This is a genomic window from Pseudomonas sp. BF-R-19 (assembly GCF_019956445.1).
GTDB classification, from domain to species: domain Bacteria; phylum Pseudomonadota; class Gammaproteobacteria; order Pseudomonadales; family Pseudomonadaceae; genus Aquipseudomonas; species Aquipseudomonas fluorescens_BH.
In genome coordinates this window covers 60736-73746 of sequence record NZ_JAHBDN010000036.1, presented here as the reverse complement: position 1 = coordinate 73746, position 13011 = coordinate 60736, and the positions used below count along the sequence as shown (strand labels likewise).

The window sequence follows — 13011 nt, the reverse complement described above, 5'->3', positions numbered from 1 at the left end:
TCAATCAGGACGGTTGCGCCTGATTTTTCAAATGTCCGAAACTGGCGGGCTTGCGTGCCTTGCCTGGCAGTTGAACGTCCCCGTTGGCCACCCTCTGGCGCAGATACTGATAGGTCTGCAGCGCCTGGCCATACATGTGTTCGCCGATAGTTATTTCTTCGTAGTCGTTGCCTGCCTGGGCGAATCCGGGCAGCGGTCTGATCTGGGTGTGATAGTCGCAGGCGTAAAACAGCGGAAAGGAATAACGCTCCTCCTTCACGCTGCGCACCCGGTGCGCGGTGGCAACGAAAGCGCCTGACGTCATCACTTCCAGCATGTCGCCGATGTTGACGACAAAGGCATCGGCAATCGGTGGTGCATCGATCCATTGGCCAAGACTGTTCATCACCTCAAGGCCCGGTTTGTCGGCCAAAAGGATGGTGAAGCACTCGTAATCAGTATGGGCGCCAAGCCCCGGTGCGTCATGGGCGGCACCGTCGAAGGGGTAGTGGATCAGGCGCAGCTTGGACGGCGGACGGGTAACCAGGCTGTCGAAATAGTTTTCTTCCAGGCCCAGGGTCAGGGCGAAGCCGCCGAACAAGCGCCGGCCCAAGGCAAAGATGGCTTCATAGTAGGCCTGCACCGACGCCTTGAAACCTTGCAGCTGTGGCCAGTCGTTGGGCCCCAGCAACGGGGTGTTGGCCAGCACCAACGGGTCATCGGCCGGGACTTCGAAGCCGACGTCGAAGGCTTCCTTGTGGTCCGGCTTGCCCTTGGAATAGACCTCTTCGCCTTCGGGCACAAAGCCCTTGTGGGTTTGCGAGGTGCCGATGTAGTGGCGCATCTTGGCGTCCAGGGGCTGGTCGAAATAGTCCTTGGCCGCCTGGCGCAGGTTGGCGATCAGTTGCGGGTCGATACCGTGATCGGTGATATAGAGGAACCCGACCTCGCTGGCGGCGCGCCCCAATTGTTCGGCCACGGCCAGACGGTGTTCCAGTTCAAAGCTGAACAGACCGGCGATGTTGACCACCGGAATGCTATTGAAGTTGGCTTTGTGTGTGTCAGTGCTTGCACTGTTGTTTTTGTTGTCAGGCATGACGCATCGGCTCCCTAAGGATGGCTTGAATGGCTGAAACGGTCGAAGTGTTCACGCTCGGTCTGGCCCATCCACACGTTCAATGACCACAGGTCGGCGACCGGGACATTGGTGAAGGGCAAGTGATGCAGGTAGCCGTCGGCGCCGAATTCCGGGGTCAGGGTGCTGACCTGATAGCCGCGGGCTTGCTGCGAACGCCAGATGCTTTCCCAGTGCTGCTGATGGAAGGCCAGTTCCCTGGCATATTCGGGAGCCGCCGGGTGCGGAACCTGCGGTCCCTGGTCATAACCGACCCGGGCCTGGATATGGTGCACCCGCTCGATGAAAGCGCTCAGGTCATCGGCCGGGTCATTCAACAGGCGCTCGCAGGTCACCACCCAATGGCTGATGTCACTGGTGAACAACAGATCGGGCAGTTGCCGGATCAACTCCAGGGTCACCCAGGGGTTGAACAGCGACCGCGAGCGGTGGGTTTCGAAACTGCAGACCTGGCCGTGCTTGCGCGCCAGATCCAGCGCCTGGCCGAAAAACTCCACTTGTTGTGGCAAGGACCAGCGGTCATTGCCCGCCAGCACGTTGACGAAGCGTGGGCCGAGTTCGGCGGCCCAGGCGAGTTTCCGGTCGAGGTCATCGAGGTGGACGACAGGCGTTGCCGACTGCTCCGGCAGCACGTCGTACGCGGTGAAGACCGTGCTGATATAGCCCAGGCGATTGGCCCGCAGAAAGGCGCCAAACTCGATCCGTTCACGGGCGTCCAGTGGCAGGCGTGCCTCCATGCCATCAAAGCCCGCTTGCAGCAACTCCTCGAGCGCCTGAGCCTTGCTGGCGGTATAGCCCCACAGCGTGCGGAAAATTTCCAGCTTCATCGGTGATCCTCAAAAATCCCAAGGCCTACTGCAAATGCACTTCGACGGCGCCAGGCTGCCAAGAGGCTGGTTCGCTGTGGAGTCGATGTTAGGCACAGGCCGCGCACTGAAAGAATCTGAAAGTTCAAATGAATACTTCAGGCTTTCATTAACAAATAGCTAGCTACTTATCCCGTTGACCAGGAGGGGTTTTGAGGGCGAGTACGTGTCTACGTTGGCTATTAGCGAGGGATGCCATTGTTACGGCATCATTTTGAAGACTCCCAAGCGACTTCATGGAAGGTGAGGCGCGAACTTTCATCACTTCACGCCATACATTCGCCATAGATGACCTCATGTCATCCATCCCTTGAAAATCCATCCTTTGTCAGGTCCCTGTGTCGCGCTCTCTAATGCCGAAAAGCTGAGTGGCCCAGATCACTCATTTCAACAATAAAAGCTCTTCAGGAGATTGTATGCACAGTGGTCCCACCCTATTGCTGGTGTTGTTTTGCGCCATCATTCTGATCGTTTTTCTCATCGTCAAAGTTCGTGTCCACGCATTCCTGGCCTTGACCGCAGCGAGCTTTGTGGTCGGCACCGGTTCAGGCATGCCACTGGCGCAAATTGCCTCTTCCTATGAAAAAGGTGTCGGTGGAACACTCGGGTTCCTGGCAACGATCATTGGCCTTGGCGGCATACTCGGCAAGATGCTTGAAGAGTCCGGTGGTGCGGAGCGCATTGCCCAGACGCTATTGAGCGCCCTGGGTAAAGAGCGTGCCTCATGGGCCATGATGCTTGTAGGGTTTATCGCGGGCATACCGGTGTTCTTCGAGGTTGGATTCGTTCTGCTGATTCCCCTGATCTATGTGGTCGCCAAAGAGACCCGGATCAACCTTCTGTACCTGGGCGTGCCCTTGGCCGTGTCGCTGATGGCGGTTCATTGCATGTTGCCCCCGCACCCTGCCGCCATGGCCATCACCGGGTTGCTGGGCGCCGATGTCGGCAAGGTTATCGTGTATGGCCTCATTATCGCGCTGCCTACCGCCATCATTGCCGGGCCGCTGTGGATCAAGCTGGTCTGCAAGAGTGAAGCGCCTGACGCTCAAGAAGCTTTTCTGGAAGAACATTGCGTTGACAGCGCGACCCGGGACTTGCCAGGCCTTGGCTTGACGCTGATGACCATCCTGTTGCCACTTCTGCTGATGGTCGGCAAAAGTCTTGCAGCCGGACTGCCTCATGACTCCGTGCTCTTCAGCATCGTTTCATTCCTGGGGACGCCGCTGATAGCACTGTCCATTGCTGTGGTATTCGCTTACTGGGCACTGGGTTTGCGCCGCGGCTTATCAATGCCTGATTTGCTCAAGCACACTCAGAAGAGCTTTCCTGCGCTGGCCAGCATTCTGCTGATCATCGGTGCCGGTGGGGCATTCAACGGCATCCTGGTCGACAGCGGCGTGGGTAATGCGCTGTCCGGTTCGTTGACGCAATTGAACATGAATCCCATCGTCCTGGCGTGGTTGGTGGCAGGCTTGATGCACTTCGCCGTCGGTTCAGCGACGGTGGCAATGATCAGCGCCGCCGGCATGGTGATGCCGATGCTGAGCGCTCATCCAACCGTGAGTAAGGAAATTATCTGCATTGCCATCGGTGCCGGCGCCATTGGCTGGACCCATGTGACGGACTCTGCCTTCTGGGTGGTCAAGGAGTACCTGGGTGTCTCGCTAGCCGAAGCGTTGAAGAAGTTCACCTCGGCCACCGTACTGGCTTCATTGATTGCGCTGGGGCTGACCCTGCTGCTGTCGCAATTCGTTTGATCTCACCCGTATTTTCATCCTGATTATTTAAAGGGACCACGTCATGATTTTGGGAAGACCCCTTGAAAGCTGGTACGCCAGTTATCCTTTGATTCGCGATCTGGTCGCGCTGCAAGAAACCACTTGGTTCAACCCTGCCGTGGCGCCGGTCGCGGAATCGATTGGCGATGTGGGGTTGACGGCCGAAGACGTCGCCGATGCCAGCGCGCGACTGGTGCGTTTTGCTTCTTACCTGCAGCGAGCGTTTCCGGAAACGCAATGCAGTGGTGGCATTATCGAATCGGACATTCTGCCCGTGCCTCAACTGCAGCAGTTGCTTGGCGAGCGCTACGGTCAGGCACTGGAAGGGGCGCTGTGGCTCAAGCGCGACAGCCATCTGCCGATTTCGGGCTCGATCAAGGCGCGTGGTGGTATCTATGAAGTGCTCAAGCATGCCGAAGACCTGGCGTTGGCCGCGAATCTGTTGACGCTTGACGACGACTACGCCGTGCTGGACAGCGATAAGGCGCGGGCCTTTTTCGGCCAATACAAAATAGCCGTCGGCTCGACCGGCAACCTTGGCATGTCCATCGGCATCATGGGGGCGGCATTGGGTTTCCAGGTGACCGTGCATATGTCGGCGGATGCGCGGCAATGGAAGAAAGACAAGTTACGCTCACACGGCGTTACCGTTGTTGAGTACTCCTCCGATTACAGCGTGGCCGTTGCGCAAGGCCGCCAACAAGCGGAGTCCGATCCAGCCTGCCATTTTGTGGACGATGAAAACTCGGTCAACCTGTTCCTGGGCTACTCGGTGGCTGGTGAGCGCCTGAAAAAGCAATTGGCAGCGGCTGACATCACCGTGGATGCGCAACATCCATTGTTTGTCTATCTGCCCTGTGGGGTAGGTGGCGCGCCTGGCGGCGTGGCCTTCGGCCTGAAGCTGGCCTTCGGCGATGCTGTCCATTGCATCTTCGCCGAGCCCACACACTCGCCATGCATGATGCTGGGCGTCTATACCGGCCTGCACGACGAAGTGAGCGTGCAAGACTTCGGCATCGACAACGTGACGGCTGCTGACGGCCTCGCCGTCGGACGCGCTTCAGGTTTTGTCGGCAAGGCCATGCAGCGCTTGCTTGATGGTTTCTACACGGTCAGCGACGAGGAAATGTACAGTCTGCTGGCACTGATGGAGCGCAGCGAAGGTATGCGCCTGGAGCCATCCGCGCTCGCCGGTGTGCCCGGCATTGCCAGAGTCCATGCCGACCGGCAGGGCTACCTGGCCCGCGCGCGCCTGGACAGCCAGGCCATGACGCAAGCCACCCATCTGGTGTGGGCAACGGGCGGCAATATGGTGCCTTGCGAGGAGATGGACGCTTATCTGGCCAAGGGCCGTGAATTGCTCGCCAACGGCTGATCGGGCCTGAATGGAGCGCAATGGCCTGGCCTCGACAGAGTCATCGCCGATTTAAGCGTAAACCGAATGTGGCAAGATGAACGTCTTGCCACATTCGGTACGTTTGACCGCTGCAAAGGCGTACAACGCAAAGCGGCTTTTGGGTTTGAGGGAAAACTGTCGTGCTCAACCTTCCTCCTCGTATCAGCTCCAGGCTCAACAGCAGCCAGTTTGCAAACCTTCACACCTTTTTGGTTGCCGCCCGTCATCTGAGCTTTACCCGTGCGGCGCAGGAACTGTGTTTGACTGCAAGCGCCGTGAGCCACCGTATAAGTCGGCTGGAAACCGCGTTATCGATGAAACTGTTCCAGCGCCTGACCCGGCAGGTCAGCCTGACCGACGAAGGCGAGCGTATCTTCGAAATACTCCAGAATGCGATGGGAGAATTGTCCGAGGCACTTGAGCAATCGTCGCAGGCGGAAATTGCCGGCTCGATCGCGCTCTATGTAAGGCCTTCCATCGCCCAATGCTGGCTGGTTCCGAGGCTGGCTGACTTTATTGAGCGTTATCCTCTGGTGTCACTGGACCTGCGGACAGGCAATGACAATGTCGATTTTCGAACCCGTAAAATCGACCTGGCCCTGTACTATGCCAATGGCGAGTTTCCCGGGCTGACGAGCCATCGGTTGATGCGCGAACGGCTGGCCCCCGTGTGCAGTCCTGACTATGCGCGACGCCATCGCCTGGAGGAGAACCCGGACAACCTGAGGTACTGCACAACCTTGCATGACTCCCTGGCCTGGGATCATGCGGCTTATGATGCCGAGTGGACGCTTTGGGCAGAGCAACACAACCTGCTCGCGGCACTTCCCAAGCGTAGCTTGACCTTCGATCGCTCTGATTTGAGTGTGACGGCAGCCATGAACCACGCCGGCATTGCGATTGGCCGTCAGCAGCTTGTGCAGAAGCGAGTTGATCGCGGCGAGCTCGTTCTGCCGCTCGCTGAATTCAGCCGCTCAGGCCACTACGATTATTATCTGGTTCACCCACCGCTCGGAACTGTTCCCAAGCGATTGCTGGTTTTCATGAACTGGCTACGAGAATGCGCGCGTCAATCATCACCCCTGGATGAGAACGACGACCTGTTCTGATGCGGCATGCGTACATGTGGGTGGTCAGGCCCGCCTCCAGTTGGTGAAGCCGCCGCTATCTTGCGCCACGCCTGAGTCAAATATGCAGATAGGGAAGTCACCGGGGGAGGAAGGTGCCCAACGACGCCGTTTGTCATCAAATGTGACGGCGCTGTCGTTTGATGAGACGCGCTCGGAAAGCCTGCAGCTTACATTCCAGTCAACGTAATTGCCGCAGTGCACCCAGAACGCTGATTGGAGAAAAAAAGCATGGCTCAAGTCGTACGATTTTATGAAACCGGTGGTCCCGAGGTTCTTCGTTTTGAAGAGGTTGAGGTTGGCGAGCCCGGTCCTGGTGAGGTTCGACTTCGCCACGTAGCGGTCGGTCTCAACTATGCCGACACCTACTTTCGCAATGGCACTTACCCGATCCCGATGCCCAATGGCATCGGCGTTGAAGCTGCCGGTGTGGTGGAGGCAGTGGGCGAGGGCGTGAGCAATGTGGTGGTCGGGGATCGGGTCACCTATACCGGCTTTACCAACACCCTCGGCGCCTACAGCACCGAGCGCCTGATCCCGGCTGCGCCGTTGATCAAGCTGCCGGAAAACATCTCTTTCGAGACAGCGGCGGCCATGACCATGCGCGGGCTTACCTCGGCGTACCTGATGCGTCGCATCTATGACTTCAAGGCCGGTGACAGCATCCTGCTGCATGCTGCCGCCGGTGGTGTCGGCCTGATCGTTTCGCAGTGGGCCAAGCTGCAAGGCCTGAAGGTGATCGGCACCGTGTCCAGCGAGGCCAAGGCTGAGCTCGCCCGTGCTCATGGTTGCGATCATGTGATCAATTACAGTCATGAGGATGTGGCCAGGCGCGTGCGTGAATTGACCGACGGCGTGGGTGTCAACGTGGTGTTCGATAGCGTTGGCAAGAGCACGTTCGAGGGCTCGCTGGACTCTCTCAAACGTCGTGGCCTGATGGTCTGCGTCGGTACTGCATCCGGTCCGATTCCACCCTTCAGTCCAGCGCAGCTGGCGATGAAAGGCTCGCTGTTCATGACGCGTCCGGCACTGGCAGATTACATCGCCGACCCGGCAGAAAAGGCTGACCTGGCCGGTGAACTGTTCGGCCTGGTCGGGAGCTGCAAGATCAAGATCGGGATCAACCAGCATTACTGCTTGCAGGACGCCGTGCAGGCTCACCGTGATCTGGAGTCGCGCAAGACCACTGGCTCATCGATTTTCGTCATCTGAGGAGGTCTGTCGCCATGCAAGTCGAACAACTCACCTGCAGCATTGGCGCAGAGCTGACGGGCGTCAACCTTGCCGATGCAGTCCATGACGACGGCCTGTTCGCCGAGATCCGCGTCCAGTTGCTCAAGCATCGCGTGCTGTTTTTGCGCGACCAGGACATCAGTCGCGCCGAGCATGTGGCCTTTGCCCAACGCTTCGGTGAACTGGAGGGTCACCCGGTCATCGGCAGCCACCCGGATTATCCTGGCCTGGTGCAGGTCTACAAGAATCCGGACAGCCCGATCGACCGTTACGAGAACTCCTGGCACACCGACGCCACCTGGCGCGAGGCGCCGCCGATGGGCAGCGTGCTGCGATGCCTGGAGTGCCCGCCAGTCGGTGGTGACACCATGTGGGCCAACATGGTGGAGGCTTACAAGCATCTGCCAGACGAGATTAAAGCGAAGATCGAAGGCCTTCGTGCCCGTCATAGCATCGAGGCGACCTTCGGTGCGGCGATGCCGATCGAACGGCGCCTGGCGCTCAAGGCCCAGTACCCGGACGCTGAGCACCCCGTGGTACGCACTCATCCAGAGACTGGCGAGAAGGTGCTGTTCGTCAATTCCTTCACGACTCACTTCACCAACTTCCACACGGCCGAACGTGTGCGTGTCGGCCAGGATTTCACCCAGGGCTCGTCCGAGCTACTGCGTCACCTGACCAGCCAGGCCCACATTCCGGAGTATCAGGTGCGCTGGCGCTGGAAGCCTAACAGCATCGCCATCTGGGACAACCGCAGCACTCAGCACTACGCCGTGATGGATTACCCACCCTGCCATCGCAAGATGGAGCGTGCCGGGATCATTGGCGAAAAGACCTACTGAGCAACCTCACCGACACCCGTGCCAGCGCCCGCTCCGTACAGTTCGTCGGGCGGGCCACAATAAAAACAGGAGATAAGCATGCAGTTTTTCGACGATTCCCTGCACCCGGAAAACATGGAAAAAGTGGTGATTACCGTCGCCCCTTACGCCCCACAGTGGATGCCGGGAGACTTCCCTGAAGACATTCCGATGACCATGGACGAGCACGTGCAGGCGGCTGTTGACTGCTATGAAGCAGGCGCCACTGTGCTGCACTTGCATGTGCGCGAACTGGACGGTAAAGGCTCCAAGCGCCTGTCCAAGTTCAACGAGTTGATCGCCGGTGTGCGTGAAGCCGTACCGGACATGATCATCCAGGTCGGCGGCTCGATTTCCTTTGCCCCTGAAGGCGAAGGCGCGGAAGCCCTGTGGCTCTCCGATGATACCCGGCACATGCTGGCGGAACTGACGCCGAAGCCGGATCAGGTCACCATCGCCATCAACACCATTCAGATGAATATCGCGGAGCTGCTGTTCCCGCAAGGCATTGAAGGCACCTCCCTGCTTGATCCGGTGACCAATGCCGCGTATAGCGAAATGACCGTACCGGCAGGTCCTGCCTGGGTCGCCGAACACCTCAAGCGCCTGCAAGCCAGCAATATCCAGCCGCACTTCCAGCTGACCGGCATTCATGCCTACGAAACCCTCGAGCGCCTGGTGCGCAAGGGCGTCTACAAGGGCCCTTTGAACCTGACCTGGATCGGCATTGGCGGTGGTTTCGACGGCCCGAACCCGATGAACCTGATGAACTTCATCAATCGCGTACCGGATCGTTGTACCTTGACTGCCGAGTCGCTGCTCAAGAACGTCCTGCCACTTAACACCATTGCCCTGGCCATGGGCTTGCACCCACGACTCGGTAACGAAGACACCATTATCGATCAACACGGCAAGCGCTTCTCTTCCGTAGAGCAGGTCAAGCAGACAGTGCGTATCGCTCACGAGCTGGGGCGTGAAATCGCCACCGGTAAAGAGGCGCGCGACATCTACCGTATCGGAGTGCAGTACAAGACTGTTGAAGAAACCCTGTTGGCCAACGGCATGGCACCGAACCGCAAGCCGAGTCAGAAGGGCGTACCACAGCGCGGGTAATCCAGATGGCGGGGCAGGAAGCCAATGGCGTTCTGCCCCTGCCCACCTGAACGCGTGAGCAAGACCAAAAACAATAACAAAACGGGTGCTAGACACCGAGGAGGCAGCATGGCGATTCACCACAGTACAGTGGCCGATGAAATGGATACTTCGATTGGCATTCCGCGACGGTACGCCTGGATTGTGTTTGTGCTGACCTTTGGCTTGTTGATTTCCGATTACATGTCACGGCAGGTACTCAATGCCGTGTTCCCGATTCTCAAGAACGAGTGGACGCTGAGCGACGGCCAACTCGGTCTGCTGAGCGGCATTGTCGCGCTGATGGTGGGCCTACTGACCATTCCCCTGTCGCTGCTGGCCGACCGCTTTGGCCGGGTCAAGAGCCTGGCGCTGATGGCCATGCTGTGGAGCCTGGCCACTCTGGGCTGCGCCCTGGCACAGAACTACCCGGAAATGTTGTTTGCGCGCTTCATGGTGGGCGTCGGCGAGGCGGCCTACGGTAGCGTCGGCATCGCCGTGGTGGTGTCGGTGTTTCCCAAAAGCATGCGTGCGACCCTCGCCAGTGCCTTCATGGCGGGTGCCATGTTCGGCTCGGTGTTGGGTATCTCCATCGGCGGGGCGATTGCGGTCAAGCTGGGCTGGCGTTGGTCGTTCGCCAGCATGGCGCTGTTTGGCCTGCTGCTGGCGGCGCTTTACCCTATCATCGTCAAGGAGGCGCGAATTGCCCCGCAGCGCCTCGCCACGGTCGGGAGCAATGCCAAAACGGCGGTCAAGCGTCCGCTGCGCACCTTGTACGGCACGCGTTCGGTGATCGCCGCTTATGTCGCCAGCGGCCTGCAGACGTTCGTTGCCGGTAGCATGATTGTGTGGATGCCGAGCTTTTTCAACCGCTATTACGGGATGGGCGAGGGCAAGGCCGGGGTTGTGGCAGGCGTCATGGTGCTGTGCTGCGGCGCCGGGGCGATTCTCTGCGGCATGCTCAGTGATCGCCTGTGCCGTCAATCTCCATTGCGCAAGATCGAGATGTCCATGGTGTTCTGCCTGGGCAGTTGCCTGCTGATGTCGCTGGCGTTGGTTCAGTCGACCGGTCCTGTGCAGTTGGGGCTGATCGGCCTGGCCATGCTATTGGTGACTGGCGTCAACGGCCCGACCATTGCCACGATCGCGAACCTGACCCACTACAAAGTGCATGGCACTGCTTTTGCCACCCTGACCCTGGTCAATAATTTGCTCGGCCTGGCCCCGGGGCCTTTCGTCACCGGCAGAGTGTCCGATCTTATCGGCCTGCACGGGGCCTTCCAGCTGGTGCCGCTGATGAGCATTGCGGCAGCGGCGGTGTTCTTCTATATCCGCTGTCACTATCTCGATGACATGGCCCGTGTGCAGGGTGAGACGGTCGATCAAGCGCCCGCTAAAGCGGTGATGGAGGTGTCGCCGTGACGAGGGCATTGCGTATTGACGCGTTCTTCGACTTCATTTGCCCCTGGTGCCTGATTGGCAAGCGTCAGCTCAATCGCGCACTCGCGAAGTTGCGCGCCAGCCACCCGGAGATCGAGTTGGAGCTGGTCTGGCATGGCGTGCAGCTGCTGCCGCACCTGCCGGCGCAGGGTGTGCCTTTTGTCGAGTTCTACCAAAAGCGCCTGGGCAGCGCCGAGGCGGTGCAAGCGCGCCAGGCGCAAGTCCGGCAGGCCGCAGCCGCCGTAGGCTTGAGCATCGACTTCAGTAGCATCAAGACGATGCCCAATACCGCCGATGCTCATCGCCTGTTGGAGTGCGCCACTGGACTGGGGAGCGTGGCGCAGCGTGACGCCTTGCTGGAGCAGCTGTTCGCCGCCTATTTTCATCGCGGCAAGGACCTCGCAGACAGTGCCACCCTGTTGGCGATCGCCGAGTCCTGTGGCTATCCACGCGCGGCCCTGGCCGACTGTCTGCTGGGTGCTCGCTGTCCCTTCGATGATGGCGGAATGGGCGCGCGGGGGGTGCCGTATTTCCTCTTCAACCGGCGCCAGGTGGTGTCCGGTGCGCAGCCGGCCGAGGTGCTGTTGCAGGCCATGCACCAAGCCCTTGCGCAGGACGTGACCGGGAGTCAATCGGCATGAGCCGGCGCATTGCGGTGCCGCCCGAGAAAGTCCCGGCACCTGGCATGCGCACGCTGTTCGAGCCGGCGGGCAGCAGCCTGGCATTGTTCAATGTCGCCGGCCAGCTCTACGCCATCGACGACAGCTGTCCGCATCAGGGGGCCTCACTGTGCGGTGGTCGACTTGAGGGCAGGGTGATCCAGTGCTGTGCCCATGGCCTGCGCTTCGACCTGGCGAGCGGCTACCTGCTCAATTCAAACAGCGTGAAGGTTGCCAACTACCCGGTCGAGGTGGTCGACGGCCAAGTGTTCATTGTCATCGCTTCCAGGGAGCCCGCATTATGAGTGCCATTGCTCTGGCCTATGTCCACGGCCGCGTACAAGAACGGCTCCCCGGTTTTATCGTCAGCCTGATAGTTGCCGCAGCGGCGAGTTTTCTTTCCGAGCACTATGGTGCGCCGGTCATGCTGTTCGCGCTGCTGCTCGGTATGGCACTGAATTTTCTCGCCAGCGACGGCAAGTGCAAGGCCGGTATCGAGTTCACCTCACGTACCGTGCTACGCATCGGCGTAGCGTTGCTGGGCATGCGTATCACCCTCGAACAGATCGCCGCGCTGGGCTGGAAACCGGCGGCCCTGGTGGTGATCTCGGTCGTGGTGACCATCCTCGTCTCGATGGTGGCGGCCAAGGCGATGGGGTTCCAGCGTCTGTTCGGCATGCTCACCGGTGGCGCTACGGCCATTTGCGGTGCCTCCGCGGCGCTGGCGCTGGCGGCGTCTTTTCCCAACCATCCGCAGAAAGAGCGCGCCACGCTGTTCACTGTGATTGGCGTGTCGGCACTGTCGACCCTGGCCATGATCGTCTACCCGATGATCGCCAACTGGCTCGAGCTGAATCCCCAGTTGGCCGGGGTGTTCCTCGGCGCCACCATTCACGACGTTGCCCAGGTGGTGGGTGCCGGCTACAGCATGTCTACCGAGACTGGCGATACCGCCACTGTGGTCAAATTGATGCGAGTGGCCATGCTCCTGCCGGTGATCGTTTGCGCGGCGATGATTTCCCGCACGCAGGGTGTCGACCCGACGGGTAAACGACCGCCGTTGCTACCCTGGTTCGCCGTGGGCTTCCTGATTCTCGCGTGCGTCAACAGTACGGGCTGGGTTGTCCCGGCAGTACAGGGATTGACCAACGAACTGTCGCGCTGGTGCCTGGTCATCGCCATCAGCGCCCTGGGCATGAAGACCCGGCTCAAGGAGCTTGCCGCGGTGGGTATCAAGCCCATCCTGCTGATGGTGGGGGAGACGGTCTTCCTGATTGCTCTGGTGCTGTTGCTGATGCGCTGGGGGTTGTAAACCGACGCACTATCAAGGATTGCGCGACTCACTGGACAGCGCGAGCGTGAGTCAAGTGTCGTACCCCGCAAGTGCTCCTTTTTACGGTCGTCTGT

12 protein-coding genes are annotated in these 13011 nt (G+C 59.6%); 10 read left to right on the top strand and 2 right to left on the bottom strand.

Features of this window, described 5'->3' with window-relative positions; genetic code table 11:
* Positions 1 to 4 precede the first annotated feature (4 nt).
* Positions 5 to 1075, bottom strand: coding sequence for an isopenicillin N synthase family dioxygenase (locus tag KGB28_RS06000; protein WP_223443428.1), 1071 nt, complete (start codon positions 1073 to 1075; stop codon positions 5 to 7).
* 14 nt (positions 1076 to 1089) lie between these two features.
* Positions 1090 to 1941, bottom strand: coding sequence for a sugar phosphate isomerase/epimerase family protein (locus KGB28_RS05995; protein WP_223443426.1), 852 nt, complete (start codon positions 1939 to 1941; stop codon positions 1090 to 1092).
* Between the two features lie 455 nt (positions 1942 to 2396).
* On the opposite strand from KGB28_RS05995, the gene KGB28_RS05990 reads away from it, so the two are divergent.
* From KGB28_RS05990 to KGB28_RS05945, 10 genes are all read left to right on the top strand, one after another.
* Positions 2397 to 3737, top strand: a complete 1341-nt coding sequence (locus KGB28_RS05990; protein ID WP_223443423.1) for a gluconate:H+ symporter — start codon at positions 2397 to 2399, stop codon at positions 3735 to 3737.
* A 43-nt stretch (positions 3738 to 3780) separates the two neighbouring features.
* On the top strand, positions 3781 to 5133 hold the full coding sequence (gene dsdA, locus KGB28_RS05985) for a D-serine ammonia-lyase (protein WP_223443420.1): 1353 nt from the start codon (positions 3781 to 3783) through the stop codon (positions 5131 to 5133).
* A gap of 161 nt (positions 5134 to 5294) precedes the next feature.
* Complete coding sequence (gene dsdC / locus KGB28_RS05980) at positions 5295 to 6263, top strand: DNA-binding transcriptional regulator DsdC (RefSeq protein ID WP_223443417.1); 969 nt, start codon at positions 5295 to 5297, stop codon at positions 6261 to 6263.
* A gap of 249 nt (positions 6264 to 6512) precedes the next feature.
* Positions 6513 to 7493 (top strand): quinone oxidoreductase family protein, encoded by a 981-nt coding sequence (locus tag KGB28_RS05975; protein WP_223443414.1) that lies wholly within the window; start codon positions 6513 to 6515, stop codon positions 7491 to 7493.
* A 14-nt stretch (positions 7494 to 7507) separates the two neighbouring features.
* A complete protein-coding gene (locus KGB28_RS05970) occupies positions 7508 to 8356 on the top strand; it encodes a TauD/TfdA dioxygenase family protein (RefSeq protein ID WP_223443412.1) in 849 nt (282 codons plus the stop codon).
* 78 nt (positions 8357 to 8434) lie between these two features.
* The gene (locus KGB28_RS05965) at positions 8435 to 9487 is read left to right on the top strand and encodes a 3-keto-5-aminohexanoate cleavage protein (RefSeq protein WP_046038036.1); all 1053 of its coding nucleotides are present in this window, start codon (positions 8435 to 8437) and stop codon (positions 9485 to 9487) included.
* 108 nt (positions 9488 to 9595) lie between these two features.
* The gene (locus tag KGB28_RS05960; RefSeq protein ID WP_223443410.1) at positions 9596 to 10927 is read left to right on the top strand and encodes an MFS transporter; all 1332 of its coding nucleotides are present in this window, start codon (positions 9596 to 9598) and stop codon (positions 10925 to 10927) included.
* Positions 10924 to 11586 (top strand): DsbA family oxidoreductase, encoded by a 663-nt coding sequence (locus KGB28_RS05955; RefSeq protein WP_223443409.1) that lies wholly within the window; start codon positions 10924 to 10926, stop codon positions 11584 to 11586. Before KGB28_RS05960 ends, KGB28_RS05955 begins: the two co-directional genes overlap by 4 nt.
* On the top strand, positions 11583 to 11909 hold the full coding sequence (locus KGB28_RS05950) for a Rieske (2Fe-2S) protein (protein WP_223443407.1): 327 nt from the start codon (positions 11583 to 11585) through the stop codon (positions 11907 to 11909). The genes KGB28_RS05955 and KGB28_RS05950 overlap by 4 nt, the downstream gene beginning before the upstream one ends.
* On the top strand, positions 11906 to 12916 hold the full coding sequence (locus tag KGB28_RS05945) for a YeiH family protein (protein ID WP_223443405.1): 1011 nt from the start codon (positions 11906 to 11908) through the stop codon (positions 12914 to 12916). Before KGB28_RS05950 ends, KGB28_RS05945 begins: the two co-directional genes overlap by 4 nt.
* The last annotated feature ends 95 nt before the right edge of the window (positions 12917 to 13011 follow it).